Raw genomic sequence first — 19,292 nt, forward strand, 5'->3', positions numbered from 1 at the left:
TGTCATATGATATTGCAAATTGATTTCTAGGAGGGAATACCATGAGTGAAGAAAAAAAAGATTCTTCTCGCCCACCGGTTCGTAATTACTTAAAGCAAATTGATGATTTCTTCGAGCAAACACCTCTTCGCAATGTAATCGCTGATTTAAATCATTTTTTCCAAAAAGGAAACCGTTTATTAACATTCCCTGTAGATTTATATGAAGTTGGTGAAGAACTCGTTGTTACAGCTGAACTACCAGGTATACAAAAAGAGCAAATTCAAATTGAAATACAAAATGAATACTTAAAAGTCTCTGTAAAAGAAGAGATACTCGAAGAAGAAGAAGAAGAAACATCCCATAACTATTATCGCCGGGAACGTTCCATTTCAGAAGCATCAAGATTGATTAAGTTGCCGTATTCAATTAATAAAAAAGCAGCAAAAGCTTCTTATCAAAACGGCGTATTAGAAATTCGGGCGCCGAAACTTCCCCAACAACATGACATTTTATCCATAGACTAATGCAAAAAAATAAGGGTGCTATGCACCCTTATTTTTAATCCACTAATCGCTTCATATCACGTATAATGTCTTCGTATGGCGTATTACTAATGCCACTATACTTTTTCATTACTTTTCCGTTTTGATCAATTAAATAAAATGATGTACCATGCATGACCTGACCATTCTCCGGCTTATCTACAAGTGATTGGAAATTATCTTTTGAAAACTTCGTGATATCTTCTAACGAATATCCCGTTAATAAATTCCAGTTACTAGTATCCTCTGTAAACTTTTGAATAAAAGCTTTCAGATTTTCTGGTTTATCAAGGTCTGGATCTACACTAAATGAAACAAACTGAACGTCTATCTTCTCTTCTTTTGCCATCTTTTGCAGCTTGGCCATATTTGCAGTCATTGGTGGACAAACTGTTTGACAATTTGTGAACATAAAATCTGCAACCCAAACTTTCCCTTTTAAATCTTTTGTACCAAATTGCTTTCCATCTTGATTTGTAAATTGGAAAGTTTCTAAATCCCAATTTAATGGTTTACGAAGCTTTGAACCTGATTCACTACATCCAGCAAGTACAAAGAGACAAAATACAACCATAAGACCAATTATTTTTTGATAACGCTTCATTTATAAACCTCTTTTCTCTATCCTAAATTTAAATAGGTTATGTTTATAATAACAAAAGTTAACACTACGAGAAAATTGTTTACTACATTTGTTCACGAAATCGTACGAATTTACGTATGTTACTTCTTTATTTCAAGCGAATTACTAGACAAAATATATTTTTTTACTATTATTTCTATAAATAGAATTGATAAAACTAATTTTATTGTTACTTTTGTAAATATCTCTCCCTATTTTTTAACAATTCCTTAAACATTAATCCATGTTTTACACTGTATTCCTTAACAACATTTCGGTACAATACAAATACAACGATTGTAAATGAGGTGATGTTCATGGCAAAGCGCTATGAAAATATGGATAATGTTAGTACAAAAAAATCAATTCGCTCTTTTTTACGCTGGCGTAAAGAACGAAAGCAAAACAAAAAGGATTTTTCTTTCTTAGTAGAACAATCACCCGTTAAACAAAGTGCATTTTTGCAAAGTAATGTTGAAAAAACGACTATCACGTGGATTGGGCATTCTACTTTTCTTATCCAAACGAATGGACTTAATATATTAACAGATCCAGTATGGGCCAATAAATTAAAGCTAGTTCCAAGACTTACAGAACCTGGACTTTCTATAGAAGCACTACCTAAAATTGATATTGTCCTTATTTCACATGGTCATTATGATCATTTAGATTTTTCAACTCTTCGTCAGTTGAATGATGATGTTCTATATCTTGTACCTATTGGATTAAAAAAATTATTTACTCGTAAGAAATTTAAACATGTAGAAGAGTATAAATGGTGGGAAAGTACGATAATTAATGAAGTTTCTTTTCACTTCGTACCTGCTCAGCACTGGACGAGAAGATTCTTATTTGATATGAATACGTCTCACTGGGGCGGATGGATTATTGATAATGAAACGACTATGGAAACCATATATTTTTGTGGCGACAGTGGCTATTTCCAAGGTTTCAAAGAAATTGGTGAACGCTTTTTAATTGATATTGCTCTTATGCCCATTGGCGCTTATGAACCAGAATGGTTTATGAAAGTATCTCATGTTTCACCTGAAGAAGCTGTGCAAGCTTATTTAGATTTAAACGCTACGCATTTTATACCGATGCATTACGGAGCTTTTGCACTCGCCGATGAAACACCTCGTGAAGCAATAACTAGACTTCGAAATAATTGGAATTTGCGCATGTTACCATGGGAACAACTGCATGTACTCTTTTTAGGCCAAACTTTTATTTATAGTAACGCAACAAATGATAAGCAAGTAAATGAAAAAATTGAAACTTTACATGTGTAACGTAACGACTGATTTTCTATATCCAACATATAATATAGAAAATCCTATAATGAAACTTTAATCAGTGGGAGTTTCTTTATCCCCACTGATTATTAACCTTCACCAATCGGGCTTTTACGGACAGCCCGCCACCTAACCTCTTTGCTCCAGCTAAATTTTGAGGTGGGAGTTTTACTGTCCGCAAATAGCAGGATAAAGGGTGTTATCTATGAATGAATATTTACAGACTCGCTATATCATTAGCGGTAGTGCCTGTATAGCTCTGCTTATTTCTTACTTTCTATTTACATAAAAAAGCTACTTGAAATATATTTTCAAGTAGCTTTTTTATTACTCTGCTAAATACATAAATCCGATTGCACCTGGACCTGTATGAGTACTAATTATAGGCGTTGTATAGAAAATTTCTGATTGAGCAAACCCACTCACTTTTTCAACCGCCACTTTCATACTTTCAGCTAAAGGAATTGCTTTCGCATGCGGAATTGCAACAGCCTTTACAACTTTTCCAGCTGTATCTTGCTCAAATAACTTAGCTAATGTTTTTACAATTTGGCCTTGGCTACGAACTTTCGTTACAGGATTATAAACACCATCTTCAAGACTAGCAATTGGCTTTATATTAAGCAGCGAACCGATAAACGCCTTTCCTTTACCGATACGTCCACCCTTCACTAAGTTTTCTAATGTATCTACTACTACATATAAACGAGTATTCTTTCTTACTTCATCTACACGTTTTAAAATTTCTTCTAGTGAGCGTCCTTCATTTGCCATTTTTGCAGCTTCAATCACTTGATATGCTAAAGCATGTGTAATAAATTGAGAATCAACAACTGTTACTTTTGTATCGGTCATTGATGCAGCACTATTTGCAGTTGCTACAGTACCACTCATTCCACTTGTCATATGAATGGAAAGTACTTCACTTCCATCTTCACCTAACTTGTCGTACATTTCTACAAATGTACCCATTGCAGGTTGTGATGTTTTTGGTAGTTCCTCTGATTTAATCATTTCTTCAATAAATTCATCTGGTTGTAGATCAACGCGATCTAAATATGTTTGTCCATTTACAGAGATTGATAATGGTAGAACATGAATGTCATACTTCTCGATTACCTCTTGTGATAAATCTGCCGTTGAATCTGTTACAATTTTAATTTTTTGCATATTATATTCTTCCCTTTCCAATACGCTCTCCTTGTTATTATACTAGTATTCCCACTGCTTTCAACAATTTGGAACGAAATTTCATCAAATTAATTATATTTTTATATCTAAAATGAAAAAGACAGAGCTCCTAACCCTGTCTCTACTCTATATCATGCATTTTTTTCAAGAGTATTTGTTTTATATACATTTAAATAATCATTCCACTTCAAACAATTTTGTAAATATTCACGGAAAGAATATGAAAATCTTGGATGTTTTTGTTTTTGAATTTTTGCAATAAATAATTGAAGACGAGACTGAATTAGAAACGATAATGGATGCTGTGCCTGTAGGACAGGGATTTCGAATATTTTAATACAATCCCCTGTTGAATGAGTGAAATAAAAACTTTTCGTAATCACAATATCAATCCTCTTTTTCATTGGATTTTTGAACTTCCTCTACTTTGCGCTGTAAGACGTTGTTTAAAGTGGAGTAAAATCAGACTTATATGATTTCTGTAGTCCTTATGGCTAGAAGATTTATACTCTATTCATCTCCACCTAATCCATCTTCCCGTCCTAAATATCTCTGAGACGGGAATCTCATTATCCATCAATTGTTTAATACATTTAGTATAAGCTTATAAAAGCGCAAAGTTTGTCTAAATTTTGGAGATTCTATAATTTTTTTCTTCTATATATTGTATACGTTTATAGCTATAGTATAACAAATAAATAAAAAAGTGCCTTTATAACGAGGCACTTTTCGACTGCATTTCTTCTCTTTTCTTTTTCCTCTTACTTACAACCTTTGATAAAGCAATACTTACTTCATAAATACAAATAAGCGGCACCGCAACTAAACTATGAGATAAAAAGTCAGGCGGTGATATACAAGATGCAATGATAATTAATGCTACGTAAGCATACCTTCTTATTTTTATTAAAAATTCCGCCGTAAGTATTCCAATACTAGTTAAAAACATTACAACGACTGGCAATTCAAAAATCACAGCAAATGGAACTGTTAAATTAAGTACAAAATGAAAATACTTTTCTGTCGTAAACATCGTATTAAACATTTCATTACCTATCGTAGTTAAAAAGTGAAATAGAAACGGCATTACAATAAAGTATCCAAAACATAAACCTGCGATAAATAATATAGACAATACCGGTATATACATTATTGTCATCTTTTGTTCATTTGGATGTAAACCCGGTTTTACAAATAACCAAATTTGTATAGCAGCAAAAGGAATTGTACAAACGATAGCAAATACTGTAGCAATCGAGAAAAAAATCCACAATACATCACTTGGACCGAGAACAGTTAATTTCATTGGTAAATCTTTTACAAGCCAAAAATAAATATCCTTTGTAAAAGTAAATCCAATAATTAAAAATAGTACAAAGGATAACACTGTATATATTACTCTTTTTCGAAGTTCAACAATATGTTCTACTACGCTCATTTCCCGATCTTCCATCTCGTTCACCACACTTTATTTATCCATTACAAGGAAAATACATTACAGTTTTTCTTTCTTTTCCTTTTCTTGAAATGCGTCATCTGTCAATTCTTTCGTTGATTTTTTAAACTCTTTTAACGTTTCCCCTAAAGCCTTCCCGATTTCCGGCAATTTTTTAGGTCCAAATAAAATGAGTACTGCTACTAAAATTAAAATTAACCCTGGAAAGCCAATATTTGAAAACATTTCCCCATCCCCTTTATTAGTAGTTTCCTTGTCCTACTATTACATAATTTTATTTTGTCAAAAAAGTTTGAAAACGTCAACAAATCCATTGACTTTTGTCAAAAAAATTCAAAAATACAATCAATTATACAAATTTCATTTTCTATTGCTCTTGTGTATGATATGGTAAGGGAAATGACATATTATTTTATGATAGTAGAAAGGATTTGCATTATGACTGAAAAAATGACACGAATGACCCAATTTGTAAAAGAAGAAATTGCAAATGCAATTACACATGGTATCGGTGCCATTTTAAGCATCCCTGCCTTAATCATATTGATTATTCATGCTTCTAAGCACGGTACCGCATCAGCTGTAGTCGCATTTACTGTTTATGGTGTAAGCATGTTCTTACTGTACTTGTTTTCAACATTGCTACATAGCATTCATCATCCTAAAGTAGAAAAAATATTTACTATTTTAGATCATTCAGCCATTTACTTATTGATTGCTGGCACGTATACTCCTTTTCTACTTATTACACTTCGTGGCCCATTAGGATGGACGTTGCTTGCTATAATTTGGACACTTGCAATCGGAGGTATCGTCTTCAAAATCTTCTTTGTACGTCGCTTTATAAAGGCATCAACTTTATGTTACATCATTATGGGCTGGCTCATAATCGTTGCCATTAAACCACTTTATGAAAATCTAACTGGACATGGTTTTTCACTACTTTTAGCAGGTGGAATTTTATATTCTGTCGGAGCTATATTCTTCCTTTGGGAAAAGCTACCTTTCAACCATGCCATATGGCACCTGTTCGTTTTAGGTGGTAGTACGATGATGTTCTTCTGTGTACTCTTTTACGTCTTACCTACAGCATAATAAAAAAGGTTTCAGCTTACTATAAGCTGAAACCTTTTTTATTACTTATGTAATTGTGATGCGATAACTTCCTGTGTATGCTTCGTTAATTCTTTAATATCCATATTCGCATACTCTTCAGGTGTAATCGGCTTAGAAATTGTTACTGTTGCATGAGCTGACTTCATACGATTTCCATTCGCTTCAAACATCTTATATGTACCATCTAACGTTACAGGTAAAATTGCTACACCTGATTTTACTGCAAGATGGAAACTACCAGCCTTAAACTCTCCAACTTCGCCACCTTTACTTCTCGTTCCTTCTGGGAAAATTACGATAGAATGTCCATTCTTTAATAGTTCGATTCCATCTTTAATTGCTTTAAGAGATTGACGACGATCGCTACGATCCATAAATACACAATTCATAAGTTCCATCCAAGTTGGTACAACTGGGAACTTTTTAATCTCTGCCTTTGACACGAATCCAATTGGTTTATTTAAGTAACCTAGTAAAACAGGGATATCCATATTACTTTGGTGATTACTTACAACTAGTACCGGCTTGTCTTTCGGAACATTTTCAAGCCCTTTCACTTCTACTGTCCCTCCAGCTACACGTACCATTTTCTTACCAAACCAATTTGTCGTTTTATACACAGCATTATCTTTTTCTTTTGGCGCCATCGTATTTACTTGTCTTTTAAGACGCCACATTCTCGGTGTAATCGCAATTACAATTAAAATTAAATAAAAGATTTTAAAAAACGTTTGAATCATACAGAACCCCCACCTATTATCATTCCGACCTTCATTATACTAGACAAACGAAGGAAAAAGAAGAAAAAAAGTCCAAACAGCAAGTGTTTGGACTTTTTAAGCATTCTATATTAGAAACGTTTTGCTAATTCACGAGCATTAGCAATTGCCGCTTCTTTAATTTCTTGTGCTTTTTCAGGGTTTGCATTCATACCCTCAACTGCAATATAATCAGTATCATTTACACCGACAAATCCTAATACAGTTTTTAAATGATTGCGTCCGAAGTCTACAGCTGCGTATGCTCCTTCAGAATATACGCCACCTGTTGCTTGAATGTGAAGTGCTTTTTTACCTTCTAATAAGCCGACTGGACCATTTTCAGTATATTTGAATGTTTTACCTGCGATTGCTACGTTATCTAAGTATGCTTTTACTACTGGTGGATAGCTAAAGTTCCACATTGGAGTTACGAATACATAACGATCTGCATGCATAAATGTTTCTAAGTTTGTGTTCATTGCTGCTACTTTTTGTTGTTGAGCTTCCGTTAAAGTTTCAAAGCCTTCACCTGCTGCAAATTTACCCCAAGCAGCAAATACATCTGCATCGATTGCTGGTACAGTAGTATTGAATAGATCAATTGTTACAACTTCGTCTTGTGGATGCTCGTTTTTATAAGCCTCGATGAAAGCTTCCCCTACTGCCATTCCGAAAGAACCTTCTGCTGAATTTGGATTTGCTGTGATAAATAGTACTTTTGTCATTGTATTCTCTCCCTTTTTTCTCTTTATCTTCAATTCAAGATTTGTTTTTTAAAAGTTAATAACTTACCTTATGTAAGTATAATACAAAAAGTTTTATTCAATGTCAATAAAAAATAGCTACTTTTTTTTCGTAAGTTAATGATTTATTTTGTTTCTCTAAAATTTAGTATACAGATATTAAGACTTCTCATACAAAAAGGCTACCTCTATAAATTATAGAGATAGCCTTTTATTACATATTATTTTTGAAAAACATGTTTTACTTTTTCAGCTGGAATGTTACTTCCACCTCTACCTTTTACATCTTCAATCATCATTGTAATGACCATATCTGGCGAATTCAAATCAAATGCAGCGAACCAGCCTAGTTCTTTTCCTTCGGCTTCTTTAGATACTTTTAATTCCGCTGTACCTGTTTTTCCAGCAAGAGTCATTCCATCAATCTTAGCAATTTTCCCTGTACCATCCGGATCATTAATTACTTTCGTCATAGCAGTTTTTAATATATCCTGATTTCCTTTAGAAATTACATTTTCTTTCCAAGCTTTTGGTTGTTTATCTGTTTTAATAATATACGGTGATGGAATCGTTCCATCATTTACAATTGGCGCATACGTTAAAGCTAAATGAAGAGGAGTCATTAATACTTGTCCTTGTCCATATCCTGTATCTGCCATTTGAATATCATTTTTAATACCGTCATTTGCAATTTTAGAAGCAGGGAATCCATATTCAATTGGTAGTTTCTCATCGAATCCGAATTTTTTCGCTTCACTCATAAACTTGTCTTTTCCGATTTTCAAAGCTTCTTGTGCGAAGTAAATATTATCCGAGTATTTCATCGCCTTATCAAAATCAATCGGATTTGCATCTTTCACACGCGTTACATAATAATTACCCCAAGAAGAATCTTTTGTCCATTTTAATCCTTCAATTTTCAACTCTTCTTTTGGATCGATTGTTTTCGTTTCAAGACCAATTGCAGCTGTAATTGGTTTAAATACAGAACCTGGTACCGATAATTGTGTAAAGCGATTCGTCATCGGTTTTTTCGGATCATTATTCCAAGCTTCGCGTTGCGCTTTCGATGTTCCTCGTGCAATTAAATTAGGATCATATGCTGGACTACTTACTAGTGCAATTGTTTCTCCACTTTTCGGATTGATTGCTGCACTTGAACCAGCTTCGCCCTTCATTTCATTATACGTTTTTTCTTGAACAGCACTATCAATAGTTAAAGTTACATTTTCTCCATCAACAGCATCTGTTTTTGCCAAGTTTTTAATTTCTTTTCCTTGCGCATCTTCTACAAAGACACGGCCACCTTTTTTACCGCGTAGCTTTTCCTCTAATACTTGCTCTAAACCAGCTTTACCAACTGGGTCATCAGCTTGATAGCCTTTCTTTTGTAGCGTTTTTAAATCTTCAGCATTTACCTTTCCAATATAACCAGTCAGATGAGCTGCCGCTTCCCCTAACGGATATGTACGAACATTTACAGGTTTTGTTGAAACACCTGGTAAATCAATGTACGTATTTTGCGTTGCCCCTTCAGGCAAAATTCCAATTGGTACGAGATACCCTGGTTTTACCCATTTAGCAGCTAATTTTTGATCAATTTCTTCTACAGACATATTTAATAACTTCGCTACTGTTTCTTTCGTTTGCGGAGCAGTATCGCCTAACTTTTCAGGAATCAATCCGATTTCAGAAGCTTTCCCATTTGTTGCAAGACCTTTTCCATTACGATCGTATATTTCACCACGTTTTGGCTGTGTTGTCTGCATACGCACTTTACTATCTTTCGTCATGCCAGGGAAAATAAAATCAGGAGTCCAATCTATTTTCCAAGATTCTTTATCTCCATCTTTTTCTTTCACCATTTTTGCTTCATGGCCAAAAGTAATTTTACCACCAACTGTATCCATGCTTACTTTAAAAGGAACAGGGCCTTCATCTTTTTTATCTTCTTTTACTTCCCCTGTTTCTACCTTTAAGTCTTTCACTTCGATACCAGAATAAATTTTTTCATATTTCTCAGTAAATTCTTTCTTTGAAATATCTTTTTTTGCATTTTTTGATAGTTGATCATACATATCTGCAAATTTTTGTTTATTCCACGCTTTTACATATGTATCAAACGCTTCTTGTGGTTTTTCTTCTTTACCACATCCAACTAACATGAATGTTAAGCAAAGAAAAAGAATCCCCCATATCTTTCTCAATCGATTCTCCTCCTCTTTCTATATTAGTACTTTTGAAAATTTTAGCATTTTTACATGCTACCTATCATTATAGCACTATCGAATCTCATCTATAAACTTATATTGGTGAATATAAATAAAAAGATTGATGCGAATTCTCACATCAATCTTCTTTATTATTGTTGTTTCTCATATACGTGGTAATAATACGTATACGGGTTTTTTTCATCTGTTAAACCTTTTTCTACAAAAATCTCTTTCCAATTTGTCATATCCATTTCTGGGAAGAATGTATCTCCTTCAAATGCATAATGAATTTTTGTTATATACAACTTGTCTACGTATGGTAAAAAGAGATCGTAAATTTGCGCTCCGCCAAAAATAAAAATCTCTTCTTCATTTTTACATAGTTCGAATACTTCTTCTACAGAATGAACAACTTCACATCCTTCAACGTGATATCCTTCATTACGAGTTACAATAATATTACGTCTTCCAGGCAGCGGTCTACCAATCGCTTCATAGTTCTTTCTTCCCATAATAAGCGGGTGACCCATCGTTGTTTTCTTCACGTATTGTAATTCACTCGGTAAACGCCAAGGTAAATTATTATCTTTACCAATTACTCTATTTTCGTCCATTGCGACCATAAATGAAACAATCATTTTTTCATCTCCTCTACAATTATACTGCAACTGGTGCTTTAATTGCTGGATGCGGATCGTATCCTTCAATCGTTAAATCTTCCATTTCAAAATCGAAAACAGATTTCACATCTGGATTTAATGTAAGTTTCGGGAACGGACGTGGTTCACGTGCCAATTGCTTTTCTACTTGTTCAAAATGATTTGTATAAATGTGTGCATCACCAATTGTATGAACAAATTCCCCTACTTCAAGACCACATTCGTGTGCAATTAAATGTGTTAGTAGTGAATAACTTGCGATGTTAAATGGTATTCCAAGGAATATGTCACCACTTCTTTGATATAGCTGACAAGAAAGCTTTCCGTCCGCTACATAAAACTGGAATAATGTATGACAAGGGGGTAATGCCATACTCGGTACGTCTTCAGGATTCCAAGCAGAAACGATTAAACGACGTGAGTCTGGTGTTTTTTTAATCATTTCAATTACATCTTTTAATTGATCAAGTGTCTCACCAGCTGTCGTTTTCCAAGCTCGCCACTGTTTACCGTAAACGTCTCCTAAATAACCATATTTATTTGAGAAATCATCATCTTCTAAAACGTTCTTTTTAAACAATTCCATCTGCTCATCGTACTGTACTTTAAATTCTTCATCTTGTTGTGAGCGAAGACCAAAATCCGTCATGTCAGGACCAGTATACTCATCACTTTCTACCCAGCTCTTAAACGCCCATTCATTCCAAATATTATTATTATGCTGCAATAAATAGCGAATATTTGTATCACCTTTCATAAACCAAAGTAGTTCACTTGCTACAAGGCGAAATGGTACTCTTTTTGTCGTTAATAAAGGAAATCCTTTACTCAAATCAAAACGCATTTGATATCCAAATACAGATACAGTTCCTGTCCCTGTACGATCTTCTTTCTTCGTACCATGTTCCATTACATGGCGGCATAAATTTAAGTATTCATTTTCAGCATGTTTCATATGTAGGAAAACCTTCTTTCAATCTTATATGAAATTTATCATAACATGAAAAACAGTGAATTTAATAATCCTAATGAATAAAAAATATTTCTATATAAACAGAATTCTATTTCAATATATTTTACAAAATGTAAATTTATAATCGCCTGATCCAAAATCCTTTTCAAGGTTATGTTCTGCTTTCCAATTCGTGTCGTCTATTCGTAATGTAGCATTCGCATTAGGTGGTACGGAAACGTGTAAAAATGCTTGTTCTTTTTCTACACGCCACTCAATCTTAATTTCTCCATAAGCTGTTTCCCGCTTCACTTTAATCCATTCTAAATTCGAATCAAAATGTGGTTGTACATAAAAATGTTTATATGCAGGATTTGTTTCATCCACTTCTAATCCAATAATATATCGATATACCCATTCAACGATAGAACCATATGCGTAATGATTATAAGAATTCATATTATCATTCCAAAGTGTTCCATCTTCTTTTACGCCATCCCAATGTTCCCAAATTGTTGTAGCCCCTTTCTTCACTTGATATAACCAGGATGGATAATCTTCATGAAATAGAAGCTTACAAGCAAGGTCATGACGTTTAAACTTACTTAAAATTAAATTTAAGTACGGTGTTCCTATAAAACCCGTAGTTAAATGATTTTTATTTTCTTTTAAAAGCTCAATTAAGCGATTGAATACTTTCTCCTTCCTATTATCATTCACTAGTTCAAAAAGAAGTACTAATATGTGGGCTGTTTGGGTATTTGAAATTAACCTACCATTTGGTGTAACGAATTCATTTTGAAAAGCTTGAACAATATTTCCATGTAACTTTTTATAAAACTTAGCATCTGTTTTTTCACCTAAAATCTCAGCAATTTTTTGTACAAGCGATGTTGAATATGCATAAAAAGCCGTTGCAATAAAATGCTTATCTGTTCCACCTTCATATACATTGGGTTTCGTATCTAATGCAAGCCAATCCCCTAAATGATAGCCTGTATCCCATAAATACTCGTTCTCACCTTGTGAACGTATGTAATCTATATACTTCTTCATACTGTCATATTGCTCTTTTAGAATCGATACATCTCCGTAATGTAAATAGTGGCCCCATGGACAAATAATTGCTGCATCGCCCCAACCGCCAGAAGTATCTAAATCAAAATCCGCTCTTTTCCCAAACGCATCTGGAATAACTAAAGGCACAGCTCCGTTAACATTTTGGTCTAATGATAAATCTTGGAGCCACTTTTTAAAGAACGATTGAACATTCATAATTTGTGTAGCCGTCCCAATGAACATTTGTGCATCTCCTGTCCATCCAAGTCGATCGTCTCGCTGCGGACAATCTGTTGGCACATCAAAGAAGTTCCCTCTTTGAGACCACTCTACATTATGATGAAGTTGATTGATTAATGGATTAGACGTTTCAAATTCGGTCGCTTTTTCCATATCCGTATGTAATACAATCCCTTCAAAATCTGCTATTTGAGATGGCTGCGTTAATCCACTTATTTTCACATACCTGAAGCCTTGATATGTAAAATGAGGCTCAAATTTTTCCTCCGCCTCTCCTTTTGCTATATACACTACTTTTTGTTTTGCTTTTCGGAGATTTCCAGTATACAAACTACCGTCTTTATTTAACATTTCAGCATGATTCAATTCTATCTTTTGGCCACTATAAACATGATGGACTGTAAAGCGCACCCAGCCTACCATATTTTGCCCCATATCAATGAGCCATTCGTGATCCGGTAGTTTTGAAATAGAAATCGGTTTTATCATTTTCATTTTACGAATTGATTCATTTTCTTGTGCAACAATTATTTGTTTAGAATGCTCAATTACTTCAACGTGATCTACCTCTTGACCACTTTCTTCTAACCTAGCATCGTAAACCTCACCTTCATAAATTTCCGAATATAAAATAGGGCTTGGAGTTACCTTCCATGTTTCGTCAGTTACAATTTTTTCTTCTGTTCCATCTTCATACGTTATATGTAATTGAGCAATTATCGCACGTCTTTCCCCGTAATAATTACGTACATGATGCATAGTAATCGGCCACGTATACCAGCCGTTACCTACCAGAGTAGAAATATCATTTTGCCCAATCTTTAATAAATGCGTTATATCATACGTTTGATACAATACTCTCTTATCATAACTTGTCCATCCAGGAGTAAAGTAACAATCTCCAATACGCTCTCCATTAATAGAAGCCTCATATAGTCCTAAACTAGTGATATATAAGCGTGCTTTTTTAACTACTTTTTTAGTAGAAAAACTTTTATGAAAAGACATAACTTGCGTTCGCTCTTTTTTCGCAGCAATCCAGTTTCCTCTCCAATTGTCATATCCTTGTAATCCAGTTTCCCAAAATGCGACGTTTGACCAAGGTGTTTCTTCTTCATGGTTATCCCACACCTTTACCCTGTAAAAATAACGTGTCTCCGCTCTATATGGAAATAAATCAATCGGTATATGCAAACTTTGATCTGTTTCTACTTTCTGCGAATTAAATACTATCGTTTCGAAATCTTTATCAGTTGCAACTTGTAAGTGATAAGCATGTTGTTTTACATTTTTGTTATTTGACTCAAGTTGCCAGCTAATTTTAACAACTTTTGAATCTATACCTATCGGATTATTTTTATTATCACAAAGCAATTTCTTTATTGTCAGCACACTTTATCACCATCTCTTTTTTCATTTAGATTAATTATAATAAAAATAAAATTCTAAATAAATAATAATTTTATTCATCCTTACAAAATTATTAACTTTCCATATTTTAAAAGGTTTTCATTTTCTATTACCGAAAGTATAGTGCGGTAGAACAAAATTTATATTTGGAGGTTAGAAGTATGTCTAAAATTGAAACGCCTGTTATGACTTCTTTACAAACAGCGGTTGAAAAAATGATGAAGGATTTAAATGTTCCTGGTGCTGCTGTCGCTGTTATAAAAGACGGTGAAGTTATTATTTCAGAAGGTTTCGGCTATCGTAATATAGAAACAAAAGAGGCTGTTACACCGAATACTCGATTCGCAATCGGTTCCTCAACGAAAGCATTTGGCACACTTTCATTAAGCTTGTTAGCACAGCAAAAAAAGTTTAATTGGGATACCCCTATCCAGTCTTATATACCTAACTTTACTTTATCTGAACTACTTGCTAGCTCACAAGTTACAGGACGGGATCTAGCTTCTCATCGAACTGGAGTGAGTCGTCATGAGGCTCTTTGGTATAGTTCTTCCTTATCTCGAAAAGATCTCGTTGAAAAAATAAAACATTTACCACTTGATGCACCGTTCCGGACTGCATTTCTATATAACAACTTAATGTATGCAACAATTAGCTACATTGTTGAAAACATTACAAATCAAACGTGGGAGCAATACACTACAGAACATATTTTAGAACCTTTAAATATGAGACATACAAACTTCTCTGTTAACGATTCACAAACTACAGATGATTATGCTTTACCTTACATTGAAAATGACGGTGAAATAAAAGCAGTTCCATTCCGTAACATCGATACAGTTGGCGCTGCTGGGTGTATTAATTCCACAATTGAAGATATGGTAAATTGGGTACTTCTCCACTTAAATGAAGGAAAATTTGGAGATCATGAATTAATCTCCTCTGAATTATTACAACAAATGTATACACCACACAATTCAATTCCAGACCAACCGGTTTTATCACTCCCTGAATCTCCATTAAATAGTTACGGTCTTGGTTGGTTTATTAGCGCTTATCGTGGTAAAAAAGTGATTCATCATGGCGGTAATATCGATGGATTTTCAGCGCTTGTTTCATTCATACCAACAGAAAACATAGGCCTTGTCATTTTAACGAATGCTGGAGGAACATTACTTCCTACTTATCTCGCTAATCAAATTTATGACGAACTACTTGAATTAGAATCCATTGATTGGCATAAACGTGCTGTAGAAGATACTAAAAAAATGAAGGAAATGATGAAAGAAGCAACTGAATCCCTCCCTGAACAAATTAAAGGGACTACACCTTCGCACAAGTTAGAGGATTATACTGGTACTTTTGAACATCCTGCATACGGAACATTACAAGTATACAAACGAGATGATTCGTTATATGTACAATTTATGGAAATGGATATTCAATTAGGGCATCATCATTACGACATCTTCTCCGCAAAAGTTGACTTATTCCAAATGAAAATGAGCTTATTATTCGCTTATGAAATGAATATAAGTGGTGAATTCCCATCCCTTCAGTTACATGTACCTGCTATGTTAAGTACACAGCCGCTTACATTTAAGAAAATTAAATAAGTATTTTAATAGAGGGAAGATACACTTCCCTCTATTTTTATATTAATATTCTCATCCAAATAAAGGATTTTACGTATAGAACAAGGAATCCTTTTATTTAGTTATTTAAACTATAAGGAGGAAAAGCATTGTACACAGAAATCTTCAAAGAAGTTGTTTCGATTACTCATCGCGATTATTCCGGTTGTATTGATAAAAAAGGATGGGATGATCCTACTACATATTTACAAACAATTGAGCAACTAGAGAAGCAAAGAGATTTAACACCAGTACAATTCACTGAAATTGTAAACGATTACTTATTAGACTTCAAAGACAATCATATGTTTTTCAAAATGAGCTCTAACAATCAACCTCTTAACAGTGTTGGCTTCCAAGTGAAAAGATACGAAGATCACCTATATATTACATCTACTTCACAAGAAAAAAGAGTAAACAAAGGACAAGCTATCGTCGCATTAGATAACATGAAAATTCCTGAACTATTAATAAAGTATAAAAAGTATGTAAATGAGAATACATATGAGCGTGAAAAATGGGACTATGTTTTATTAAAATCATCAAATTGTACACTTATAGATAAAGATGGAGTAACCGAAACCATTTCTTTACAAAAATATAAACAAAGCGAATACACACCTATCTATTCATTAAAAAAGTACAATAAAGATACACTCTTACTTACTTTAACTGACTTTGCAAATGCTGCAGCTATTAATCAATTAATCAACTCATACAAAAACGAGCTGGATTCTTTTCCAAACTTAATTATAGATGTGCGATTGAATCGTGGTGGAAGTGATGATGCATTTTTCACACTACTTCCTTACTTATTTGAAGACAAAGAGATTTCTCTTTTTGATTCTTCAGATACCATGCAATTAAATCATACAGAACGAAACTTTCATTTAAGAATGAAAGACTTCGAAACAGAAGATTATGATTCATTAGATGAACTTTCAAAATTATTTACTGATATGTTTATTCACGATTTAAAAGAGAATTATAAAAAGGGCCTTGTTACATTTGATACATCTGGACTACCAAAAGAACTTCAAACTTTGAAAATACACGGACGAACAACACCAAGTAGAGTAGCCGTATTAACAGATGTTACATGTGGAAGCTCTGGTGATTCTTTTGTAGAAGCAACAAAAAAATCACCGAAAGTAAAAGTAATAGGTCGTCCTACTGCTGGTTTAAATGATTATTCTAATTTAGCAGTAATGGAATGGGCTGATACATTCGCTCTTTACTATCCTACTTCACGGCTTTCTATTATAGATAAAGGCAAAGGAATGTCCGGAATTGGGATACAACCACATATACATATCCCATGGACTCCGGAACATATACAAGAAGATGTGGATTTAAAGTTAGCATTACAACTACTTCAAAATGAAGAATGGTAAAAAATAAAGGTAGGTGCGAATCACACCTACCTTTTCTATTTCATATCAATCTTATCTGGTTGAAACCAACTTGGTTTTGATAACTCAAAGTTTTTATGATCTTCCAATACAATAGTAAGACGCTCTAACGTATCATCCAACATATGTGGTGCTGCTCTTAATGTCCAGACAACTGATGAGAAAACTGTCATGCCAACGTACACCGCATATAATTTCCAGAACTCCTCTGGTATTCTCCTATTAAAGTATCCTTCTATTTGTCCGATTGAATACGGAATACTAATGTCCCTTGCAAATAGTGCAATTTTCACGAAATCATGCAGTGGATCGCCCCAGTCATAACCATTAAAATCAACTACACCTACATATTTCCCATCCCGTACAATTATATTTTCTAAATGAAAATCATCGTGTTGAAATCGATTTGGGCGATCCTTTACATACATTTCATTTTCATCTATAAACTTAATAATCTTATCATCATTTTTTATTTTTATTCCGCATGTTTTGTATGCTTCTAAATATTTACTATGTTTTTTCATTGCTCTTTCATGCCATGGAAGTATATCATTAGGAGCTTCATATGTATGCATTTTTGCTAAATCTTTTCCTGCCTCTATGCCAATATCATATTGTTCTTTTGGTGAATACGTAGGCAATAGCTTCTTCGCATCTTCCCCTTCTAAATATGAAAAAATACTATAGCATACACCTTCTTCTTCCAATATACCTATTTCAATTGGCCTTTGTACCTGTACGTTACGTTTTACCATTTCATTTAAAATTTGAAACTCTATTTTCTTTCTTTCATACTCTTTTATATCTCCTGTCCGAAATAAATATTTTTCATTATTTGCATTCGTAATTACATATTTCTTATCTGGAGAGAAACCTTTAGAAATTTCTTCAATATTCGCTGCATCTTTTACAATTTGTATATTGTTTTGCCGTGCTGTAATTATCTTCATATCTATTCCCCTTATATTTCTGCATTTGGTGTATAGGCTACTTCTACAATAAATCCATTCGGATCGTAAAAATCAATCGTATAGTACCCTTCTGAATAATGATTCATTTCAATTAAACCACGTATTACCTTCACTTTCGTACTAGAAAGAAAATCTACTACTTCATCAACTACTTCTCTATGAATAGCTTAATAACAAATATGTCTAGGACCTAACGTCCTTACGATTTCCTCATCTACTTCTTTAAATTATATTTCACTTTCTCCCGTGCTATATGCTACTTCATTTAACTTTCTCCATCCAATTATCGGAAACAACTTATCATAATAAGAAATGGATTCCTCTAAATTTGCTACTCAAAATTCAATATGATGAATACACTCCTTGTACTACTTGCACAATTTCCATCGGCTTATGAACCATATAATCGGGTGCGTCTTTTTTCACTGTTTCAATAACATCATATCCCCAAGATACCCAAATTACATTCACCCCAGCCTTTTTACAAGCTGCTACATCTCGCTGTTCATCACCAATGTATAACATATCTTGCTCTGTTATCTTTTTCGATTTTAAAAATCTTTTTATCATTTTATCTTTACCAAACAAATTTTTAGAGCAATACACTTCTTGAATATTTTCGATACCATTATTGTGCAAAAACGCCCGAATATGCTCTTCTGAGTTAGATGATATGACCGCAATACCGTATCCTGTTTTATGTAGTTCATCTAATACATCCTTCATCCCATGAAATAAAACAAGATTTTTTATAGCAGGCTGATACAATTTATAAAATTCCAAAGCTAACATCGGTAATTTATACAGTGGTACATCGAGTTGTTTACATCTCTCTGTCATCGTTAATTTACGTAAATGTTCAATTTCGTCTTCCTTTACTGCTTTATACCCATGTTTTTCAGCAAGTTGATTATAAATCGGTACAAATATATTTTGTGAATCTACTAATGTGCCATCAAAGTCAAAAACAATATATTTTTGCATCTCCATACTCCTTTTGCTTCTTTTTTCTAAACCTATGTTATTCAACA

At 33.6% G+C, this 19,292-nt stretch carries 18 protein-coding genes and 1 pseudogene; 5 read left to right on the forward strand and 14 right to left on the reverse strand.

The annotated features are described in order from the left end of the window. Window positions 1-41: 41 nt before the first annotated feature. Entirely contained in the window at window positions 42-506 is a 465-nt protein-coding gene (locus MRP26_RS00585; protein ID WP_242805832.1) for an Hsp20/alpha crystallin family protein, read from the forward strand. A 34-nt stretch (window positions 507-540) separates the two neighbouring features. Here the strand turns inward: MRP26_RS00585 and MRP26_RS00590 are convergent, their stop codons facing one another. Then, complete coding sequence (locus MRP26_RS00590) at window positions 541-1,128, reverse strand: SCO family protein (protein ID WP_000833332.1); 588 nt, start codon at window positions 1,126-1,128, stop codon at window positions 541-543. 335 nt (window positions 1,129-1,463) lie between these two features. On the opposite strand from MRP26_RS00590, the gene MRP26_RS00595 reads away from it, so the two are divergent. Further along, window positions 1,464-2,438 (forward strand): MBL fold metallo-hydrolase, encoded by a 975-nt coding sequence (locus MRP26_RS00595; RefSeq protein ID WP_069355522.1) that lies wholly within the window; start codon window positions 1,464-1,466, stop codon window positions 2,436-2,438. A 330-nt stretch (window positions 2,439-2,768) separates the two neighbouring features. Here MRP26_RS00595 and MRP26_RS00600 read toward each other — a convergent pair whose 3' ends face one another. The 4 genes from MRP26_RS00600 to MRP26_RS00615 form a co-directional block, all read right to left on the reverse strand. After that, window positions 2,769-3,611, reverse strand: a complete 843-nt coding sequence (locus tag MRP26_RS00600; RefSeq protein ID WP_069356630.1) for a DegV family protein — start codon at window positions 3,609-3,611, stop codon at window positions 2,769-2,771. Window positions 3,612-3,763: 152 nt separating this feature from the next. Beyond that, window positions 3,764-4,015 carry a DUF2535 family protein gene (locus tag MRP26_RS00605; RefSeq protein ID WP_000629012.1) on the reverse strand — a complete coding sequence of 84 codons (252 nt, stop codon included), beginning with the start codon at window positions 4,013-4,015 and terminating at the stop codon, window positions 3,764-3,766. A 329-nt stretch (window positions 4,016-4,344) separates the two neighbouring features. Further along, window positions 4,345-5,085, reverse strand: a complete 741-nt coding sequence (gene tatC, locus MRP26_RS00610; RefSeq protein WP_000390119.1) for a twin-arginine translocase subunit TatC — start codon at window positions 5,083-5,085, stop codon at window positions 4,345-4,347. 42 nt (window positions 5,086-5,127) lie between these two features. Next, window positions 5,128-5,313, reverse strand: coding sequence for a twin-arginine translocase TatA/TatE family subunit (locus tag MRP26_RS00615; RefSeq protein ID WP_000492442.1), 186 nt, complete (start codon window positions 5,311-5,313; stop codon window positions 5,128-5,130). A gap of 213 nt (window positions 5,314-5,526) precedes the next feature. Here MRP26_RS00615 and trhA point away from each other — a divergent pair, with 213 nt between their 5' ends. Then, window positions 5,527-6,183 carry a PAQR family membrane homeostasis protein TrhA gene (gene trhA, locus MRP26_RS00620; RefSeq protein ID WP_000136890.1) on the forward strand — a complete coding sequence of 219 codons (657 nt, stop codon included), beginning with the start codon at window positions 5,527-5,529 and terminating at the stop codon, window positions 6,181-6,183. Window positions 6,184-6,224: 41 nt separating this feature from the next. On the opposite strand, the gene MRP26_RS00625 is transcribed toward trhA, so the two are convergent. From MRP26_RS00625 to MRP26_RS00650, 6 genes are all read right to left on the reverse strand, one after another. Then, window positions 6,225-6,944, reverse strand: coding sequence for a lysophospholipid acyltransferase family protein (locus MRP26_RS00625; RefSeq protein WP_000616582.1), 720 nt, complete (start codon window positions 6,942-6,944; stop codon window positions 6,225-6,227). Window positions 6,945-7,054: 110 nt separating this feature from the next. Next, entirely contained in the window at window positions 7,055-7,690 is a 636-nt protein-coding gene (locus MRP26_RS00630; RefSeq protein ID WP_000170028.1) for an FMN-dependent NADH-azoreductase, read from the reverse strand. Window positions 7,691-7,929: 239 nt separating this feature from the next. Continuing rightward, window positions 7,930-9,915, reverse strand: a complete 1,986-nt coding sequence (pbpC, locus tag MRP26_RS00635) for a penicillin-binding protein 3 (protein WP_016098466.1) — start codon at window positions 9,913-9,915, stop codon at window positions 7,930-7,932. A gap of 155 nt (window positions 9,916-10,070) precedes the next feature. Next, the gene (locus MRP26_RS00640) at window positions 10,071-10,559 is read right to left on the reverse strand and encodes a dihydrofolate reductase (protein WP_000637207.1); all 489 of its coding nucleotides are present in this window, start codon (window positions 10,557-10,559) and stop codon (window positions 10,071-10,073) included. Window positions 10,560-10,578: 19 nt separating this feature from the next. After that, window positions 10,579-11,535: a thymidylate synthase gene (locus MRP26_RS00645; protein WP_000679600.1), complete on the reverse strand. Its 957-nt coding sequence runs from the start codon at window positions 11,533-11,535 to the stop codon at window positions 10,579-10,581. Window positions 11,536-11,646: 111 nt separating this feature from the next. Next, window positions 11,647-14,223, reverse strand: a complete 2,577-nt coding sequence (locus tag MRP26_RS00650; RefSeq protein WP_242805833.1) for a family 78 glycoside hydrolase catalytic domain — start codon at window positions 14,221-14,223, stop codon at window positions 11,647-11,649. A gap of 179 nt (window positions 14,224-14,402) precedes the next feature. On the opposite strand from MRP26_RS00650, the gene MRP26_RS00655 reads away from it, so the two are divergent. Both MRP26_RS00655 and MRP26_RS00660 read left to right on the forward strand, forming a co-directional pair. Continuing rightward, the gene (locus MRP26_RS00655; RefSeq protein ID WP_242805834.1) at window positions 14,403-15,860 is read left to right on the forward strand and encodes a serine hydrolase; all 1,458 of its coding nucleotides are present in this window, start codon (window positions 14,403-14,405) and stop codon (window positions 15,858-15,860) included. Window positions 15,861-15,988: 128 nt separating this feature from the next. Continuing rightward, the gene (locus tag MRP26_RS00660) at window positions 15,989-17,272 is read left to right on the forward strand and encodes a S41 family peptidase (RefSeq protein ID WP_213745400.1); all 1,284 of its coding nucleotides are present in this window, start codon (window positions 15,989-15,991) and stop codon (window positions 17,270-17,272) included. 35 nt (window positions 17,273-17,307) lie between these two features. On the opposite strand, the gene MRP26_RS00665 is transcribed toward MRP26_RS00660, so the two are convergent. The 3 genes and pseudogenes from MRP26_RS00665 to MRP26_RS00675 all read right to left on the reverse strand — a co-directional run bounded on the left by MRP26_RS00665 (window position 17,308) and on the right by MRP26_RS00675 (window position 19,245). Beyond that, window positions 17,308-18,240: an aminoglycoside phosphotransferase family protein gene (locus MRP26_RS00665; protein ID WP_069355520.1), complete on the reverse strand. Its 933-nt coding sequence runs from the start codon at window positions 18,238-18,240 to the stop codon at window positions 17,308-17,310. Window positions 18,241-18,251: 11 nt separating this feature from the next. Then, a pseudogene (locus MRP26_RS00670) lies at window positions 18,252-18,575 on the reverse strand (VOC family protein). A gap of 28 nt (window positions 18,576-18,603) precedes the next feature. Next, on the reverse strand, window positions 18,604-19,245 hold the full coding sequence (locus MRP26_RS00675) for an HAD family hydrolase (protein ID WP_053564610.1): 642 nt from the start codon (window positions 19,243-19,245) through the stop codon (window positions 18,604-18,606). Between the last annotated feature and the right edge of the window lie 47 nt (window positions 19,246-19,292).

Origin of the sequence: Bacillus sp. CCB-MMP212 (assembly GCF_022748145.1) — a bacterium.
GTDB classification, from domain to species: Bacteria; Bacillota; Bacilli; order Bacillales; family Bacillaceae_G; genus Bacillus_A; species Bacillus_A cereus.

Coding starts and splice junctions, on each gene's coding strand:
- MRP26_RS00585 (WP_242805832.1), top strand. CDS start 42: ATGAGTGAAGAAAAAAAAGATTCTTCTCGCCCACCGGTTCGTAATTAC.
- MRP26_RS00595 (WP_069355522.1), top strand. CDS start 1,464: ATGGCAAAGCGCTATGAAAATATGGATAATGTTAGTACAAAAAAATCA.
- MRP26_RS00675 (WP_053564610.1), bottom strand. CDS start 19,245: ATGCAAAAATATATTGTTTTTGACTTTGATGGCACATTAGTAGATTCA.
- MRP26_RS00590 (WP_000833332.1), bottom strand. CDS start 1,128: ATGAAGCGTTATCAAAAAATAATTGGTCTTATGGTTGTATTTTGTCTC.
- MRP26_RS00625 (WP_000616582.1), bottom strand. CDS start 6,944: ATGATTCAAACGTTTTTTAAAATCTTTTATTTAATTTTAATTGTAATT.
- MRP26_RS00615 (WP_000492442.1), bottom strand. CDS start 5,313: ATGTTTTCAAATATTGGCTTTCCAGGGTTAATTTTAATTTTAGTAGCA.
- MRP26_RS00630 (WP_000170028.1), bottom strand. CDS start 7,690: ATGACAAAAGTACTATTTATCACAGCAAATCCAAATTCAGCAGAAGGT.
- MRP26_RS00645 (WP_000679600.1), bottom strand. CDS start 11,535: ATGAAACATGCTGAAAATGAATACTTAAATTTATGCCGCCATGTAATG.
- MRP26_RS00655 (WP_242805834.1), top strand. CDS start 14,403: ATGTCTAAAATTGAAACGCCTGTTATGACTTCTTTACAAACAGCGGTT.
- MRP26_RS00600 (WP_069356630.1), bottom strand. CDS start 3,611: ATGCAAAAAATTAAAATTGTAACAGATTCAACGGCAGATTTATCACAA.
- MRP26_RS00640 (WP_000637207.1), bottom strand. CDS start 10,559: ATGATTGTTTCATTTATGGTCGCAATGGACGAAAATAGAGTAATTGGT.
- trhA (WP_000136890.1), top strand. CDS start 5,527: ATGACTGAAAAAATGACACGAATGACCCAATTTGTAAAAGAAGAAATT.
- tatC (WP_000390119.1), bottom strand. CDS start 5,085: ATGGAAGATCGGGAAATGAGCGTAGTAGAACATATTGTTGAACTTCGA.
- MRP26_RS00665 (WP_069355520.1), bottom strand. CDS start 18,240: ATGAAGATAATTACAGCACGGCAAAACAATATACAAATTGTAAAAGAT.